This is a genomic window from Puniceibacterium confluentis (assembly GCF_007923445.1).
GTDB lineage: Bacteria > Pseudomonadota > Alphaproteobacteria > Rhodobacterales > Rhodobacteraceae > Puniceibacterium > Puniceibacterium confluentis.
The window spans coordinates 156,527-172,139 of the sequence record NZ_VOJI01000008.1 but is presented as its reverse complement, the minus strand read 5'-3'; the positions used below and the strand labels follow the sequence as shown (position 1 = coordinate 172,139).

General features: G+C 62.4%; 17 protein-coding genes. 11 read left to right on the top strand and 6 right to left on the bottom strand.

All coding sequences use genetic code 11. The features are described 5' to 3' along the window. Positions 1 to 143: 143 nt before the first annotated feature. The 6 genes from FOY53_RS11195 to FOY53_RS11170 all read right to left on the bottom strand — a co-directional run bounded on the left by FOY53_RS11195 (position 144) and on the right by FOY53_RS11170 (position 5,765). The gene (locus FOY53_RS11195; protein WP_146588777.1) at positions 144 to 920 is read right to left on the bottom strand and encodes an ATP-binding cassette domain-containing protein; all 777 of its coding nucleotides are present in this window, start codon (positions 918 to 920) and stop codon (positions 144 to 146) included. Between the two features lie 14 nt (positions 921 to 934). After that, positions 935 to 2,017 carry an ABC transporter permease gene (locus tag FOY53_RS11190; RefSeq protein WP_146588775.1) on the bottom strand — a complete coding sequence of 361 codons (1,083 nt, stop codon included), beginning with the start codon at positions 2,015 to 2,017 and terminating at the stop codon, positions 935 to 937. 84 nt (positions 2,018 to 2,101) lie between these two features. Then, on the bottom strand, positions 2,102 to 3,046 hold the full coding sequence (locus FOY53_RS11185; RefSeq protein WP_146588773.1) for a sugar ABC transporter substrate-binding protein: 945 nt from the start codon (positions 3,044 to 3,046) through the stop codon (positions 2,102 to 2,104). Positions 3,047 to 3,125: 79 nt separating this feature from the next. Continuing rightward, positions 3,126 to 3,938 (bottom strand): TIM barrel protein, encoded by an 813-nt coding sequence (locus FOY53_RS11180; protein WP_146588771.1) that lies wholly within the window; start codon positions 3,936 to 3,938, stop codon positions 3,126 to 3,128. A 160-nt stretch (positions 3,939 to 4,098) separates the two neighbouring features. Next, positions 4,099 to 5,130 (bottom strand): LacI family DNA-binding transcriptional regulator, encoded by a 1,032-nt coding sequence (locus FOY53_RS11175; RefSeq protein ID WP_146588768.1) that lies wholly within the window; start codon positions 5,128 to 5,130, stop codon positions 4,099 to 4,101. Between the two features lie 431 nt (positions 5,131 to 5,561). Beyond that, positions 5,562 to 5,765, bottom strand: coding sequence for a hypothetical protein (locus tag FOY53_RS11170; RefSeq protein WP_146588766.1), 204 nt, complete (start codon positions 5,763 to 5,765; stop codon positions 5,562 to 5,564). A 159-nt stretch (positions 5,766 to 5,924) separates the two neighbouring features. Between FOY53_RS11170 and FOY53_RS11165 the strand changes: the two genes are divergently transcribed. The 11 genes from FOY53_RS11165 to FOY53_RS11115 all read left to right on the top strand — a co-directional run bounded on the left by FOY53_RS11165 (position 5,925) and on the right by FOY53_RS11115 (position 15,592). Beyond that, positions 5,925 to 7,550: a sensor histidine kinase gene (locus FOY53_RS11165; RefSeq protein WP_146588764.1), complete on the top strand. Its 1,626-nt coding sequence runs from the start codon at positions 5,925 to 5,927 to the stop codon at positions 7,548 to 7,550. Positions 7,551 to 7,559: 9 nt separating this feature from the next. Next, a complete protein-coding gene (locus tag FOY53_RS11160; protein WP_146588762.1) occupies positions 7,560 to 8,261 on the top strand; it encodes a response regulator transcription factor in 702 nt (233 codons plus the stop codon). A 98-nt stretch (positions 8,262 to 8,359) separates the two neighbouring features. Further along, positions 8,360 to 8,455 (top strand): pyrroloquinoline quinone precursor peptide PqqA, encoded by a 96-nt coding sequence (gene pqqA / locus FOY53_RS11155; RefSeq protein ID WP_146588761.1) that lies wholly within the window; start codon positions 8,360 to 8,362, stop codon positions 8,453 to 8,455. A gap of 22 nt (positions 8,456 to 8,477) precedes the next feature. Continuing rightward, positions 8,478 to 9,374 carry a pyrroloquinoline quinone biosynthesis protein PqqB gene (pqqB, locus tag FOY53_RS11150; protein WP_146588759.1) on the top strand — a complete coding sequence of 299 codons (897 nt, stop codon included), beginning with the start codon at positions 8,478 to 8,480 and terminating at the stop codon, positions 9,372 to 9,374. Then, the gene (gene pqqC / locus FOY53_RS11145) at positions 9,371 to 10,132 is read left to right on the top strand and encodes a pyrroloquinoline-quinone synthase PqqC (RefSeq protein ID WP_146588757.1); all 762 of its coding nucleotides are present in this window, start codon (positions 9,371 to 9,373) and stop codon (positions 10,130 to 10,132) included. Before pqqB ends, pqqC begins: the two co-directional genes overlap by 4 nt. Next, positions 10,129 to 10,407, top strand: a complete 279-nt coding sequence (pqqD, locus tag FOY53_RS11140; RefSeq protein WP_146588755.1) for a pyrroloquinoline quinone biosynthesis peptide chaperone PqqD — start codon at positions 10,129 to 10,131, stop codon at positions 10,405 to 10,407. The genes pqqC and pqqD overlap by 4 nt, the downstream gene beginning before the upstream one ends. After that, on the top strand, positions 10,404 to 11,513 hold the full coding sequence (pqqE, locus tag FOY53_RS11135) for a pyrroloquinoline quinone biosynthesis protein PqqE (protein ID WP_146588753.1): 1,110 nt from the start codon (positions 10,404 to 10,406) through the stop codon (positions 11,511 to 11,513). Before pqqD ends, pqqE begins: the two co-directional genes overlap by 4 nt. Before the next feature lie 567 nt (positions 11,514 to 12,080). After that, positions 12,081 to 13,106 (top strand): ABC transporter permease, encoded by a 1,026-nt coding sequence (locus FOY53_RS11130; protein WP_146588751.1) that lies wholly within the window; start codon positions 12,081 to 12,083, stop codon positions 13,104 to 13,106. Positions 13,107 to 13,108: 2 nt separating this feature from the next. Next, the gene (locus FOY53_RS11125) at positions 13,109 to 14,005 is read left to right on the top strand and encodes an ABC transporter permease (protein WP_146588749.1); all 897 of its coding nucleotides are present in this window, start codon (positions 13,109 to 13,111) and stop codon (positions 14,003 to 14,005) included. A gap of 4 nt (positions 14,006 to 14,009) precedes the next feature. Then, complete coding sequence (locus tag FOY53_RS11120; RefSeq protein WP_146588748.1) at positions 14,010 to 14,849, top strand: ABC transporter ATP-binding protein; 840 nt, start codon at positions 14,010 to 14,012, stop codon at positions 14,847 to 14,849. After that, positions 14,846 to 15,592, top strand: a complete 747-nt coding sequence (locus tag FOY53_RS11115) for an ABC transporter ATP-binding protein (protein ID WP_146588746.1) — start codon at positions 14,846 to 14,848, stop codon at positions 15,590 to 15,592. Before FOY53_RS11120 ends, FOY53_RS11115 begins: the two co-directional genes overlap by 4 nt. Positions 15,593 to 15,613 lie beyond the last annotated feature (21 nt).

The window sequence follows — 15,613 nt, the reverse complement described above, 5'->3', positions numbered from 1 at the left end:
TGACCTCATGTCTGGAGTGGGCGCATGCGCGGGGTGCGTCATTCGCCGGAGTGTCTTGGATTTTCAGCGCCAATGGGCAGACGCCATCGGTCACATTGGATGCAGAACCGCTGTTCTTCCGTGGAACGGCCCCGTCTCAGTGCTCAGGCGGCATCTTCGTATTCGGGCTGAGTCTTGGCCCCGGTGATATAGGCCACGACGTCCTCGCCAGAGAACTCCTGGTTCTTGATGTCGAGGTTGGCGCAGATCCTGCCGCGCCGGAACACCACCACGCGGTCCACAAGATCAAAGACCTGCCGCATGTTGTGGCTGATCAGGATCAGCGGTTCACCGGCCGCTTTCAGGGTGCGCACGATGTTTTCGACCTGCGCGGTTTCCTGCACCCCCAACGCGGCTGTCGGTTCATCCATGATCGTCAGCTTGGAGTGGAAGGTGGCCGTGCGCGCAATGGCGACGCACTGGCGCTGACCGCCGGACATGTTGCGGATGGTGTTGCGGATGTTGGGAATCTTCACCCCGGTTTTTTCCAGCGCCTGCATCGTGCGTTCGCGCATCGCCTTGTAATCGAGGATCGAGAACGGCCCGAGGTTGAAGCGCACCAGCTCGCGGCCCAGGAACAGGTTGTCGGGCACATCCAGTTCGTCGGCCAGGGCCAGTGTCTGGAACACCGTCTCGATGCCGGCCTCGCGGGCATCCATCGGCGATTCAAAGTGCACCGGCTTGCCGTCAAAGATGACCTCGCCGCGGGTGCGCTGTTCGACCCCGGTGATCTGGCGCACAAAGGTCGATTTGCCCGCGCCGTTGTCGCCCATGATCGCCACGTGTTCGCCCTTGCGCAGGATGAAGTTCGCGCCCTGAAGCGCATGCACGCCGCCATAGTGTTTCGTCAGGTCGCGGGTTTCGAGAATGATATCGCTCATGGTGCCCTCCTGTTTTATCGCGTAATGGCGCGGCGCTGACGCCATTGGTCCAGAACCACGGCTGCGACGATGATGAAGCCCTTCACCATTTCCTGATAATAGGCGTCGAGCCGCAGGAAGGTGAAACCCGAGATGATGACACCGAAGATCAGCGCCCCCAGCACTGTGCCGATCAGTGAACCGCGGCCACCGGCCAGGGAAATCCCCCCGATCACCGTCATTGCGATGGCGTCGAGTTCGTACATCACGCCCATCCCGGCCTGCGCCGTCAGGTTCTTGGAGGCCAGCACGATGGCCGACAGACCCGCCAGCATCCCGGCGATCGTGTAGACCAGCACCTTGTGACGCGCGACCTTGATGCCGGACATGCGCGCCGCATCCTCGTTCGAACCGATGGCGTAGGTGTGTTTGCCATAGACCGTGTGCTTCAGGATCAGGTGGAACAGGACGGCGAGGCCGACAAAGATCAGCACCGGCGCCCAGCCGTTCATGCCATTGCCGATCGAGGCGAACTGATCCGTCGGGAACGAGATCGGGTTGCCCTTGGACCACCACTTGGCCGCACCACGGGCCGCGACCATCATCCCGAGCGTGGCGATGAAGGGGGGGATCCGGGTATAGGCGATCAGCAGGCCGTTGGTCATCCCGGCCAACATGCCGATGATCAGCGCCACAAGGATCGGGATGATCACAGGCAGATCCATCCAGGTCTCGCTGAAGATCGCCTTGGGATTGGGGTTGCCGTTGACCAGCGCGGTCTGGGCAAAGCTCATCGCGACCATGGCCGTGAGCCCGACGATGGAGCCCGGCGACAGGTCGATCCCGCCGGAAATGATCACCTGGGTCGAACCGATGGCGATGATCCCGATGATCGCCACCTGAAGAATGATGATCTTCAGCCGGGCCTCGTTGAAGATCGTGCCAAAACGGTCATTGCTGTCGAAAAGAAAGCTCTGTCCCATCATCATGGCGCCGAGCGCCTCGAAGATCAGGATGATGACGATCAACGCAATGAACACGTTCATCTCGTTGGGCCAGGCTCGTTTCCTGGCGTCGAAGGTCAGGCCTCCGACCCCGTGGGTTGTCTGATCTGCCATTGGTCCCTCCCCCGCAGTCTGGCACAAAGGCCGATTTCGGCCAGAGCGATGCGGCGCAACGCTCTGGCCCGTGTCATGAAGCAATCAGTTCTGGGACAGGTAGTTGCCGATGTTGTCCGGTGTCACGAGTTCGAACGGGACATAGACCTTCTGGTCCACCTCTTCGCCGCGCGCCAGTTTCAGCGCGGCGTCCAGCGCCCCGGACCCCTGAGCGGCCGCGTTCTGGAACACGGTGACGTCAAGATCGCCCGCCTGCATCGCCTGCAGGGCGTCCTGCGTCGCGTCGATCCCGCCGACGACCACGTCAGCCATGTCGATGCCGCCGGCCTTCATCGCCTGGATCGCGCCGATCGCCATCTCGTCGTTGTTGGCAATGACCCCATCGAACGGCTCGCCGGTCGACAGCCAGTTGGTCATCAGATCCTGCGCCTCGTCCCGCGACCAGTTGGCGGTCTGCTCGTCAATGATGTTGAGCGTCACGGCGCATTTGCCGGCCGCCATCACATCGTGGATGTCGGCGGTGCGCTGCACGGCGGCCTGGTTCGACAATTCGCCCATCATCACGTAGACGTTTGCGTTGTCCTTGCCGGCGGCCTTCAGCAGGTCGCAGACCTCGATGGTTTCAAGGGTGCCGGAATCGACTTCGTTCGACGCCACAAACGCCTGGTTGTCGGGCAGCATGTCGACATTGATCGGCTGGCGGTTCACGAACACCAGCGGCACGCCTGCAGAGGCGGCGGCCTGTGTCATCGCCTCGGTGGCCGAGGTGTCGACCGGGTTCACGATGATCGCATCGACGCCCGAGGCGACAAAGTTGTTGATCTGGTCAAGCTGTTTGGCCACGTCGTTCTGGGCGTCCTCGATCTGGACATCGACGTCACTCATGCCGTCGGCCAGATCCTGAATGCCGTTGCGCAGAACGGTCAGAAAGTTGTCGTCGAACAGCGCCATCGACACGCCGACGTTTTCGGCCATGGCCGTGCTCGACAACAGCGAGACAAGGCCCGCAGCGATAAAGGTCTTTTTCATTGAGTCCTCCCTAAGTGGTGTCCGGCACACCTTCGGTTTTTCCGGAAACCCCAAGATAATGGGGCAAACACTCATATCTTCAGGCGGCTTTCTCCCGAAGCTGCGAAGATATGAAATCGAAAGAGCGTTTGATCGCCGAATACGGATCGCTCAGCGCATGTGTCTGCGGCGAGAAGCATTCGTAGGAAATCGGTCCCTGATACCCGGCGGCGAGCAAGGCGGCGATCTGGTCGGTGTTGCCCAGACGGTCGTCCGCATCGACAAGCACGCGGTGTTCGTCTTCCATCTGATCCACACTCAGGGCCGGATCGACCACGCCCGAAATGTGGATGATCCCGGTATGCTCGGGAAAGAGCGGGCCGCCGCCTGCCAGCGTATGATGGAACGTGTCGTGCACCAGCTTGAAATGACCGCCGCCGATCTCGGTGATGGCCTCGACCAGTTCCGCCTTCGAGCGCAGCGAAGAGCGGCCAAAGCCCAGGGGTTCGACCAGTGCGGTCAGCCCGGCATCCTGCAGCATCGGCAGAATGGCCGTCATCGCGGTGCGCAGATTGGCCTGGCGTTCGCCGTCCGCCGCCTCGGTGCCGTCATTTCGCGGGATCAGACTGATGGTTTCGGCACCGCATTTCCCTGCCGTCGCGATCAGCGCCCGGACGGCGGCCTCACGCGCGGCATCCCAGCTGTTGAAAGGGTAGACCTGGCTCAGCCCGACCAGACGCAGACCTCTGTCTGCTGCCAGTTTGCCGGCCTCGGTGGCGTCCATGCCATCGAACAGCGGGCGTGCGATGTCGTTGCGCACCTCGACCCCGACACAGCCCAGCCGGGCCGCCAGGTCAAGAAATTCCACATACCCCAGATGGGGTGTCGTCATATGATTCAGTGCCGTCTGCATGATAGTCCTCCGGCCGCGGAACACTGACTTCATTCGACGTCATGTTGTCGCGGGTTGCGCAGATACCATGCGCTTATGATGAGGATTCGGTCAATTCACAGAGAGCTATTTTCTGCCATTCATGACGTAATCACATGAGATAAATGACGTGATTACGTCATTACAGGAGTTCGGGAAGGACAATCTTCGGCTCGAGAAAGTGCTGGCCCGAAGCGCTGTCGTCCTCGCCCCTTGTGGACCTGACCATCAGCTCGATCAGCCGGTGGCACAGTTCCGGCAACGGGGTCGAGATTGCCATGACCACATAGCCGTCGATCAGCGCATTGCGGCTTTCTGCCGTGACCTCGTTCACCACCAGCGCCACCCTGGGTCGGTCGTGGACTTCGCGCAGGGCGGCAATGGCGCCTTCCATGCCGCCGCCGGCAATGTAGAGGCCCTTGAGGTCGGGGTGCCGGTGCAGCAGATCCAGCGTTGCCTCGTAAGTGACCTGGCGGGTTTCCAGATTCACAAGCGTATCCAGTACGGTGAACCCCCGGCCGGTTTCGCGCACCAGCGACCGAAAGCCGACCTCGCGCAGATCGTGGCCGTGCCAGCGGTTGCCGCCGACAAATACCGCAAGCTTGCCCGGATCATGCACCGTCCTGGTGATCATCCAGGCCGCAAGTCGCCCAATTTTCATGTTGTTAAGGCCGAGATAGCTGTGCCGTATGCCCTGGGCAAAGTCGTTGAGAATCGATATCACGATCACCTCCCGGTCCTGCAGATCCTGCACCACCTGATTGAGCCGCTGGTCATTGACCGCGGTGCAGGCGACCGCGTCACAGGTCGCGCCAAGATCGGCGAGCAGTTCGGCAAATTCCTGTGGCGATTGCGAGGACGAAAACCGGATGTCCGCCGTGGCCCGCACATCGCGCCGCTGTGCGATGGCATGGTGGATCTCTCGTTCAAAGTTCTTGTAGAACTCCTGCGTCTTCTTCAGCAGGATGAACCCGAGCCGGATCTCCGGCAGCGGCTTTTCGAGCCTGCTCTGAAAGATGCCCTTGCCATGGTAGCCGATCCGGTGTGCAGCATCCGCAATCTTGCGCAGGGTGTCTTCCCGCACGACAGAGCGTCCGTTCAGGGCCCGGTCGACTGTCGTGGCGCTTACCCCTGCTTCGCGGGCTACATCCTTGATGGTTGGTCTGTCAGCCATGTCCGTCTCCATGAGAGCTTTTCAGCATAGTGGCATGAAACCATCATTGACGGAAACCACTGTCTGTCAGGGCGCGCAACCGACCGCGGGATTCATGGGGAGTCGCATTCGATCTGCACCGGCTGACCGCAGTCGCGAGGCCGGGCATCGCGCAGCGTTCACGTCAGGAAAATCCCCGCCCGGAGCGCCGCCGCGGGCGCCAGGCTGACTCTGTTGCGACATGTACAGTCAGGGGGAGGGGTTGCTGCGAAGCCAAGGCGCGCGATGTCAGGCCGTGCGGCCCGCCGGGGTGTGGTCGCCAGCGCCCGAAGGCAACGACTCGAGCCGCAGGCCGACCGTGCGGGAATCGTCGAGCCGGATCACGCGATGGGAACAGGCCGGACCGGCCTGTAGCCCGTTGCAGGTGTCGTTTGCAGAGCCGTGCAATCCGATCAGGCTTCGAGGCCGACCGACCGCACCATCTGGCATTTCCAGCGGGCGACCTGCCACTTGGGGTGTTGGGTTGCCCACTTTGCCAGTTCGGGCTGAGCGCCCATCATACAGGTCATCGGGGTGATGTCCGTGAACAGCATGCTGCGTTCCTGACAGTCCGTCGGAGAGACGCTCAGGCATGTAACGAAAAGCAGTTCTATCATGGTTGCCTCTTGTCAACTGAGTCATTGGTCGTAATGCCATAGCTAAGAACAAACAGGTAAATGTGGTTATTATTTGCCGGACGGTGGTCGTTGCCGGGTGGCAGATGCTGTTTTTGGCGCAATCGTTGTGCAAATGCCGACAAAGTGGGCGGAAATCGAATGTCCACGCAGGATTCCCCAAAGCTTCCGAATTTGGTCGGCGCCCGTCGCTTCCTGTCGTTGCGCGCCCGCCTTGGCCTAGGAGCTTTGCTGCTGGGGCTGGCAGCATTGGCAACCACGGCGCTCATCGTGCTCGGGATGGAGCAGGTTTCGGCCCGCATTGACGCAGCACTGGCCGCCGAAAAGCGGATCGAGAGGTATTCGGTGCTCTCGACCCAGGTCTCGACCCTGATTGTTGTTGCCGCCGAGGCGATCCAGTCCGGCCTGCCGGCCGAGGAACGCGCTGCCCGGCTCGACAGCGTCACTGCCAGTGTCACCCGCACCTTTGTGCGCCTGCGGCAGGATCTGGAGGAGGCGGTCGAGGAAGCCCGGGCCCTGGGACTCGACGAACAATCGCGGCGGGCCACGCAAAGCATCGGCATCGCCCGCATGGAGGCCCTGTTCCAGTCGACCCGGAATGCGTTTCTGTCCTCTGCCGCGAACCGCGAACGCCTGCAGGGCTACATCGATACCTTTGCCATCAGTTTCGATCCGTTGCTGAACGGTGTGATCACCGACGAGGTGCGCGCCCGTGACGCCATCCTGTCGGGCATTGCCGACCTGCGTCGCCGACTGACGCGGATTGCCTTTGGCATTGCGGCGGTCACGCTGATGATGATGACCGGTTATTACCTTGGCCTCGTGCGTCCGCAATTCGACAGGCTGAACCTGCTGCGGTCGGCGGCGCGCCAGATCGGTCAGGAAGATTTTGCCGTCGCCCTGCCTGACCATCAGCCTGACGAAATCGGGCTGCTGTTCACCGAGACCAATCGCATGGCGGTCGCTCTGGCCCGCCGCAAGGCCAAGGTTGACCATGAGTGGGCCCGCCTGAACGCCACCATCGCCGAGCGTACAGAGGCGCTGCGTGCCGCCAATGCGGAACTGTCGCGCACCGACGAGAATCGCCGCCGGTTCTTTGCCGACATCAGTCACGAACTGCGCACCCCGCTGACAGTGATCCTGATGGAGGCGCAACTGGGGCTGAAGGGCGCCCCCGACGCCGCGTCGGCGTTCGAGACGATCCACAACCGGGCGCTGCGCCTGAATCGCAGAATCGATGACCTGTTGCGGATCGCGCGCTCGGAAACCGGGCAACTCGCGCTGTCAGCAACCTCATTCGACCTCGCGGGCGTACTGCGGGACGCCGCCGATGATACCCGCGCCGAAGTGCACAGTGCGGGAATGACGCTGAGTCAGGGCCCCCTGGCCCCTGTGGCGGTGATCGGCGATCCGAACTGGATCCGTCAGGTGGTGACGGGATTGATTCAGAATGCCGTGCGCCATGCCCGTGCCGGGGGGCGGATCGAGCTTGCGCTGGACAGTGCTGACGGCATGGGCCGGATACATGTCAGCGACAACGGCCCTGGCATCGCGGCAGAAGATCAGGAGGCTGTATTCGGGCGGTTCACGCAGGGGCGCAGCCCTGCGAAGGCCGAAGGTTTCGGCATCGGTCTCGCCCTGGCGAAATGGGTGGTCGAGCAGCAGGGCGGTTTTATTGCCTTGACCAGCCCCGTGCCCCCCGCCGGGACCACGGACACCGCACCCGGGACAAAAGTCACGGTGGGCTTGCCGCTGGACGCGGCCTAGGGTCAGCGCATGAGCACACCAAAACGCATCCTGATCGTCGACGATGACCCAGAGATCACTTCGGCTCTGGCGCGCGGTCTGGCCTTGCACGGCTATGACACGGTCAGCGAACACCGCACCGACGCAGCCCTGGCCCGGCTGCGTGCAGAATCCATGGGCGCGGCGATTATCGATGTGATGATCGGCGCGGACAGCGGCATTGATCTGGTCCGGGCGCTGCGCGCCGAGGGCATCGGCCTGCCGATCGTCATGCTCTCGGCTCTGTCCGAGGTCGAAGATCGCGCGCGTGGGCTCGAGGCCGGGGCCGACGACTATATCGTCAAGCCGTTCTCGTTTGACGAACTGGTGGCCAGGCTGAAGGTGCAGGAGCGCCGCGCCCGGACTGACGCACCGCGCCGCGCCCGGCTGGATCCGGCCACCCGAAAAGTCATCGGCCGGACGCGGGACGTCGTCCTGACCGAGCGTGAATTCGCCCTGATGCTGCTTCTGGCAAGCCACGCCGGAGAGGCGCTGACCCGGGGCCGGATCTTTGACACGCTCTGGGCCGGCGAAGGCACAAGCTCGGAAAATGTGGTGGATGTCTATCTGGGCTACTTGCGCCGCAAGCTCGATCCGGCTGCGGATTTCGGATTCGAGATCAAGACCCTGCGCAACCGCGGTTTCATGCTGGATGGCAGCGCGCCCGAGATTGCTCAACCGCATGACAAATAACGATTTTTATTTTTTCTTAGAACATAAGAATTGCGTGGAATCGCGATTTGCAACAGCCTTCAGAAGTGTTCACGCAACCCATCCTGAGGAGGAAAATCATGGCTTGGAATAAACCCGTCATCCGCGAAATCGAGTGCGGCATGGAAATCAACATGTACGGCCCGGACGCAGACGACGCTGGCGTTCTGTTCTGAATACCAGCGCGCGGAGGGTTGAATGACATTCCGCGCGCGCATTCTCGGGGCTGCTGCCGGTGGTGGCTTGCCTCAATGGAATTGCGGGTGCAAGAACTGCAACCTTGCCCGCGCCGGACAGATCCCGGCACAGACCCAATCGTCACTGGCGGTCAGCGCCAACGGAACGGACTGGGCCATTCTCAATGCCTCGCCCGACATCCGTCAGCAGATGGCTGACTGTTCCGCACTGCATCCGAGCGGTCTGCGCGAGATGCCGCTGCGGTCGGTGCTGCTGACCAATGGCGACATCGACCATGTGGCCGGCCTGCTGACCCTGCGCGAAATGCAGCGGTTCACGGTTTTCGCCACACCCGGCATTCACGACGTTCTGGATGCAAATCCGATATTTTCGGCGCTCAACGCCCAGGTGGTCGACCGCGCGGTCGTGGAACTGAATGCCCCTGCGGAAATCGCGCCCGGCTTGCAGGCGACGCTCTTTCCTGTGCCCGGCAAGGTGCCGCTCTATCTGGAAGGTGAGACGGTGCAGACCGATCTCATTGGCGACCAGACGGTCGGCGTTCATTTGCAGGCGGGTGACACGGATGCCTTTTACATCCCCGGTTGCGCCTTGTTGAATGACGACCTGCGCGCCCGGCTGAATGGCGCAGCACTGGTGTTTTTCGATGGCACGCTGTGGCAGGACGACGAGATGGTTCAGGCCGGGCTGGGACAGAAGACCGGCAAGCGCATGGGCCATATGTCAATGAGTGGGCCAGACGGGTCGATCAAGGCATTCGAGGCGCTGGACGTGGGGCGCAAGATCTTTGTGCACATGAACAACACAAATCCGGTGCTGCGGCCCGAGTCACAGGAACGCGCGCTGGCCGAAGCTGCTGGCTGGACCATCGGACAGGACGGTATGGAGGTTACAGCATGACTCAGAGCCGCGACGACTTTGAGGCGCGCCTGCGCCAGATCGGCGCCGAGCGCTATCATGACAAGCATCCGTTTCACCATCTGCTGCACGGCGGCGGCTGCACCCCCGATCAGGTGCGCGCCTGGGTGATCAACCGCTATTACTACCAGCATTCGATCCCGATGAAGGATGCCGCCTTCATGTCCCGGGTCGAGGATCCGAAGCTGCGCCGCATCTGGCGTTCCAGGATCGAGGATCACGACGGGACCGATGCCAACGAGGGTGGCCTTCAACGCTGGCTGCGCCTTGCCGATGCCGTCGGGCTGGACCGCGACTACGTTGCCTCGGCGCGCGGTGTGCTGCCTGCGACAAGGTTCGCCGTCGATGCCTATGTCCGTTTTGTGCGGGACAAGTCGCTGCTCGAGGCCGTCGCCGCCTCGCTCACCGAACTCTTTGCTCCCAAGATCCACCAGGACCGGATCGCCGGACTTCTGAAAAACTACGCGTTCGCGGACGAGTCGTCGCTGTCGTATTTCCAGAATCGCCTGAAGGAGGCGCCAAAGGATGTCGCGTTCGGGCTGTCCTGGGTTTTGGATCATGCCGACACGCAGGAAAAACAGGACGCCGCCGCCAGGGCGCTGGAGTTCAAGACCGATGTTCTCTGGTCGCAGCTCGATGCGCTCTATTCAGCCTATGTCGCTCCGGCCCGCATTCCTCCGGGCGGCTGGCAGCCACATGAAGGCCTGGTCGCCGAGTCGCGGAGGGTCAAGGCATCATGATCACAGAGCAGGACGTTCCCTATCTGCCGCGCGGGGTTCGGATACACCGCGACACAGTCCGCGACGCCTGGGTGCTGTTGGCCCCTGAACGCGCCATCACCCTGGACGCAATTGCCCATGCCATCCTGACCGAGATAGACGGCGCGCGCAGTTTCGGTGAAATCACCGCGGCGCTGGCGGCACGCTACAACGCGCCGGTCGAAGATATTGCAAAGGACTCCGCCGGGTTCCTTGGCGCCCTGCGCGACCGTCGCTTTCTGGAGGTGCAGCCATGACCACCCGTCCGCCCATCGCAATGCTGGCGGAACTGACGCATCGCTGCCCGCTGTCCTGCCCCTATTGCTCGAATCCGCTGGAACTGGCCCGCGTGGACCAGGAGCTCGACACAGGCACCTGGAAATCGGTGTTCCGTCAGGCCGCCGAACTGGGTGTGCTGCAGCTGCACCTGTCGGGCGGTGAGCCTGCCTCGCGCCGTGATCTGGTCGAGCTTGTGCAGGCGGCGCGGGATGCCGGTTTGTACACCAACCTCATCACCTCCGGCATCGGGCTGTCCGAGCGTCGCCTCGGGGAGCTGGATGCCGCCGGGCTTGACCATATCCAGCTGTCGCTGCAAGGCACCGATGCCGCGATGGCGGATCAGATTGGCGGCTATTCCGGTGGGTTCAAACGCAAGATGCAGGTCGCCGCGTGGATCGGCGCCATCGGATTTCCGCTGACACTCAACGCTGTTCTGCACCGCAGGAATCTGCACCAGTTGCCGCAGGCCATCGACATGGCTGTGGAAATGGGGGCGCGGCGGATCGAAGTCGCGACGGTTCAGTTTCATGGCTGGGCGCTGAAGAACCGCGACACTCTGATGCCGACGCGCGAACAGGCCCGCGAAGCCGATGCCATCGTCCGGGATGCGCGGCTGCGGCTCAAGGGCACACTGGTCATCGACTATGTGCCGGCGGACTACCATTCGGATTATCCCAAACGCTGCATGGGTGGCTGGGGAACAACCGGGCTGAATGTCACGCCCGAGGGAAAGGTGCTGCCGTGCCATGCTGCGGAAACCATTCCGCATCTGGTGTTCGAGAACGTCAAAGACCAGCCTCTGGCCGAGATCTGGTATGAAGGCGCCGCCTTTCAGGCCTATCGGGGAACGGACTGGATGCAAGAGCCGTGCCGGTCCTGCGAGCGCAAGACCGTGGATTTCGGCGGCTGCCGCTGTCAGGCAATGGCGATTGTCGGTGATGCGAATGCAACCGACCCGGTCTGCATCAAATCCCCCCGCCACGGCGCCCTCCAGGCTCTGGCAGAGGCACATGCCAGCGCTGAGGGCAAAGAGCTGGTGTATCGGTCCGCGCCGGGCAAGCCGATCCCGGAGACTGTCGGCTGAGAGCCGGCAGAAACACATCGACGACCAGAGTGATCGCGGCGGCGTCCTGACCTTCAGGACAAGGGTTCCAGCGCATACGCTCATCACGGACCGGCCCGGGGGTTGACCCGCTGCGGTTTCGGCCCGCCACACCACCTTGTCAAAAGCGCCGAAAGCCTTGCACAGTCTCACAAGGCGGCGGCCTGTCGTGAGAGACCGGACCCATAGGTCACGGCCGCACCTGAGGGCAGGCCAATCCTTCGGGCGCAGGCACGCTCTCCTCTGGATGAGGCGGCGGGTGGCATAGGACTGTGTGCCGCCGCGAGCCGGATACTGCTTGGCGCCAGGATTCGCCATGCCTCGCTGTGTTCACCTTGATTGAAAATCTGTCATACAGAAAATGGGTTGAAATTTCACCGGAGATTCAAATTTTCCTGCATTTTTGCGGCGGTTTTTGCGGAAGCCTGTGGCTGGCACCTTACGGAGTGGCTTGACATCCCCTCGTCTGTATAACAGGTTGGCGTCGGAGAACGGGAAGGCGGGGGTAACCCTCGGCAACCCCGTTGCGACAAGGGGGGAGCAGTTGGCATGGCGCCAATTCATCGACGTCAGTTTGGCCGGTTCGTGGAACAGGCGGGATCAATATTCATCACGTTGTTCGGGCTGCTGATCCTGACCTTCGTGATCGGGCGGATCATGCCGAACGATCCGGTGCGCGCCATTGTGGGCGAGGACGCGACCCGCGAAGTCTATGAAAACGTTTATCGCCAGCTGGGGTTCGACCGTCCGGTTTGGGAACAGTTCCTGTTGTATCTGCGCGATGTGGTGCAGTTCGATTTCGGCACCGCGATCCGCACTGGCCAGCCGGTGCTCACCGACATCCTGCACGTCTTGCCCGCCACGATCGAACTTGCCACCTTTGCCATTCTCGTCGGCGCAGGATTGGGCATTCCCCTCGGCGTGGCGGCCGCGATCAAGAAGGACAGGTGGCAGGACCAGCTGATCCGGGTGTTCAGCCTGATGGGCCATTCCATGCCGATCTTCTGGACTGGCATGATCGGGCTTTTGATCTTTTACGCCGGTCTCGGATGGGTCGGCGGTTCCGGGCGGATGAGCCAGTTCTACATCGGCCTCGTTCCGGAGCGAACCAATTTCCTGCTGATCGACAGCGCACTGGCCGGCGCGTGGGAGGTCTTCTGGTCTGCGCTCAACCACATTGTCCTGCCGGCGTCCCTGCTTGGATATTCCTCTGCCGCCTATATCACCCGGATGACCCGCAGCTTCATGCTGGACCAGATCAACCAGGAATATGTGACCACCGCGCGGGTCAAGGGGCTGAGCGCCAACCAGACGGTCTGGCGCCATGCCTTTGGCAATATCCGGGTGCAGCTGGTGACGATCGTGGCACTGGCCTACGGTTCGCTGCTCGAGGGGGCGGTGCTGATCGAGACGGTCTTTGCCTGGCCGGGCTTTGGCCAGTACCTGACCTCGAACCTGCTGATCGGTGACATGAACGCGGTGATGACCTGTGTGCTGATCGTCGGTGTCATATTCATCGCGCTGAATCTCATTTCCGATTTGTTGTACCGCATATTCGATCCGAGGACGCGCTGAGCATGACCGAAAAGACACCTTACGCCACACGCCCGGCGCCGGATCTGGAATGGCTGCGTTCACTGCGCAACATCGTGCTGTATCTGGCGCGGACACCCACCTCGGCCTTTGGCCTGCTGGTGCTGGTGGTACTGGTCCTGGCCGCCGTGTTCTGTCCGCTGATCGCCACCCACGATCCCTACCTGCAGGATCTGCAGAACACGCTGGCCCCCCCGGGTGGCGCGCATTACTTCGGCACCGACGAGCTGGGGCGCGATATCTTCAGCCGCCTGCTGTATGGCTCGCGTATCACGCTGACAATCATCTCGCTGGTGACCATCGTCGTCGGCCCGATCGGACTGTTTGTCGGTACGGTCGCCGGGTACTTCGGCGGACGGGTGGATATGGTGATGATGCGGCTCACCGATATCTTTCTGTCCTTTCCGTCGCTGATCCTGTCGCTGGCCTTTGTCGCCGCGCTCGGACCCAGTCTGAACAACGCGATCATCGCCATTTCGCTGACCGCCTGGCCGCCCATCGCGCGGCTGGCACGGGCCGAGACGATGACCATCCGCAAGGCCGATTACATCGCCGCCGCCCGGTTGCAGGGCGCAAGTCCGGCGCGGATCATCTGGCGCTCGGTTGTGCCGATGTGTCTGCCGTCGGTGCTGATCCGGCTGACGCTGAACATGGCGACAGTGATCCTGACAGCGGCCGGACTGGGCTTTCTGGGACTGGGCGCGCAGCCGCCGATGCCCGAGTGGGGGGCGATGATCGCCACAGGGCGTCGTTACATGATCGACAGTTGGTGGCTGGTGACCTTTCCGGGCCTGTCGATCCTCGCGGTCAGCCTGGCATTCAACCTGCTGGGTGACGGGCTGCGCGACGCCCTGGACCCCAAACAGATGAACCGGAGGTAGCGCCATGCAGAACCCCATCCTGGAGGTTCGGGATCTGAGCGTCCATTATCGTGGCGCCCCTGCACCCGCCGTGAACAAGGTCAGCTTTACGCTGGGCCGTGAACGGCTGGGCATTGTCGGGGAATCCGGCTCGGGCAAGTCCACCGTGGGCCGCGCCCTGATGCGATTGCTGCCCACCGCCGACATCACGGCCAGCAGGGCCCGGTTCGAAGATGTCGACCTGCTGACCGCGTCGGAACGTGAAATGCTCAAGGTGCGCGGCGCGCGGATGTCGATGATCCTGCAGGATCCGAAGTTTTCGCTCAATCCGATCCGGCGCTGCGGCGATCAGGTTGCCGAGGCGTACCGAACGCATGTCAAATGCTCCAGGGCTGTCGCAAGGGCACAGGCCATCGCGATGCTCGAAGCAGTGCAGATCCGCGATGCGGACCGGGTTTATGCGCTGTATCCGCACGAGGTTTCGGGGGGGATGGGCCAACGGATCATGATCGCGATGATGCTGCTGACCAATCCGGACCTGGTGATCGCGGACGAGCCGACCTCGGCGCTGGATGTCACGGTGCGCCTGCAGGTGCTGAAAATTCTGGACGATCTGGTGGCAGAACGCGGCATCGGGCTGATCATGATTTCCCACGACCTGAACCTGGTGCGCAATTTTTGCGACCGGGTGCTGATCATGTACGCGGGCCGGGTGGTCGAGACGCTGAAAGCCGACGAACTGGATCTCGCGCAGCACCCCTATACCCGTGGCCTGATCGCCGCGCAGCCGCGCATCGGCGGATCGCGCGCGCCCTTGCCGGTACTGGAACGTGACCCCGCCTGGTTGAAGGAGACAGGACTATGAAGCCCATCAGCATCAGGGACATGTCGATCCGTTTCGGGGCGGTGACCGTGTTGCCCAAGGTCAGCTTTGACGTCGCAGAGGGCGAGTGTTTTGGTCTCGTTGGCGAATCCGGTTCCGGAAAATCGACGATACTGCGCTGTGCGTCGCTGCTGTTGGACACGTGGAGTGGCGAGGCCCGGATCGGCGGCACCTCGGTGCGCGAGATGAGCCCGGCGGACCGTTGCCGGACCTTGCAGATGGTGTTTCAGGACCCCTATGGATCACTGCATCCGCGCCACAGCGTGCGCACAGTGCTGTCCGAACCGCTCAAGATCCACCACTTCGACGACCACGCCGCACGGCTTGAGCAGGCGATGATCGACGTCGGCCTGCCGGTGGCCTTTCTCGACCGCTATCCGCACCAGCTGTCGGGCGGGCAGCGCCAGCGGGTCGCCATTGCCCGGGCGCTGATTGTCGAACCGGATGTGCTGTTCCTTGATGAGCCGACCTCGGCGCTCGATGTGTCGGTGCAGGCCGAGATCATCAATCTTCTGGTGCGCCTGCAGGCGGAAAAGGGGTTCACCTATGTCATGGTCAGCCATGATCTGGCGGTGATCGACCACATGTGCGACCGCTTCGCCGTGATGAAACTGGGCGAAATCGTCGAGATCCTGCCCCGTTCTGCCATTGTCGGAAATCAGGCCACCCACCCCTATGCCCGTGAACTGATCGGTGCGAGCCTGAGTTACGAAAACGCGCTCTGACCCCTGAACCCGGCAACGGCC

Excerpts from the sequence above, each read along its gene's own strand:
- FOY53_RS11195 (WP_146588777.1), bottom strand. The coding sequence starts at position 920 with ATGAGCGATATCATTCTCGAAACCCGCGACCTGACGAAACACTATGGC.
- pqqD (WP_146588755.1), top strand. The coding sequence starts at position 10,129 with ATGATCACAGAGCAGGACGTTCCCTATCTGCCGCGCGGGGTTCGGATA.
- FOY53_RS11165 (WP_146588764.1), top strand. The coding sequence starts at position 5,925 with ATGTCCACGCAGGATTCCCCAAAGCTTCCGAATTTGGTCGGCGCCCGT.
- pqqE (WP_146588753.1), top strand. The coding sequence starts at position 10,404 with ATGACCACCCGTCCGCCCATCGCAATGCTGGCGGAACTGACGCATCGC.
- pqqC (WP_146588757.1), top strand. The coding sequence starts at position 9,371 with ATGACTCAGAGCCGCGACGACTTTGAGGCGCGCCTGCGCCAGATCGGC.
- pqqB (WP_146588759.1), top strand. The coding sequence starts at position 8,478 with ATGACATTCCGCGCGCGCATTCTCGGGGCTGCTGCCGGTGGTGGCTTG.
- FOY53_RS11115 (WP_146588746.1), top strand. The coding sequence starts at position 14,846 with ATGAAGCCCATCAGCATCAGGGACATGTCGATCCGTTTCGGGGCGGTG.
- FOY53_RS11120 (WP_146588748.1), top strand. The coding sequence starts at position 14,010 with ATGCAGAACCCCATCCTGGAGGTTCGGGATCTGAGCGTCCATTATCGT.
- FOY53_RS11130 (WP_146588751.1), top strand. The coding sequence starts at position 12,081 with ATGGCGCCAATTCATCGACGTCAGTTTGGCCGGTTCGTGGAACAGGCG.
- FOY53_RS11125 (WP_146588749.1), top strand. The coding sequence starts at position 13,109 with ATGACCGAAAAGACACCTTACGCCACACGCCCGGCGCCGGATCTGGAA.
- FOY53_RS11160 (WP_146588762.1), top strand. The coding sequence starts at position 7,560 with ATGAGCACACCAAAACGCATCCTGATCGTCGACGATGACCCAGAGATC.
- FOY53_RS11185 (WP_146588773.1), bottom strand. The coding sequence starts at position 3,046 with ATGAAAAAGACCTTTATCGCTGCGGGCCTTGTCTCGCTGTTGTCGAGC.
- FOY53_RS11180 (WP_146588771.1), bottom strand. The coding sequence starts at position 3,938 with ATGCAGACGGCACTGAATCATATGACGACACCCCATCTGGGGTATGTG.
- FOY53_RS11175 (WP_146588768.1), bottom strand. The coding sequence starts at position 5,130 with ATGGCTGACAGACCAACCATCAAGGATGTAGCCCGCGAAGCAGGGGTA.
- FOY53_RS11170 (WP_146588766.1), bottom strand. The coding sequence starts at position 5,765 with ATGATAGAACTGCTTTTCGTTACATGCCTGAGCGTCTCTCCGACGGAC.
- FOY53_RS11190 (WP_146588775.1), bottom strand. The coding sequence starts at position 2,017 with ATGGCAGATCAGACAACCCACGGGGTCGGAGGCCTGACCTTCGACGCC.
- pqqA (WP_146588761.1), top strand. The coding sequence starts at position 8,360 with ATGGCTTGGAATAAACCCGTCATCCGCGAAATCGAGTGCGGCATGGAA.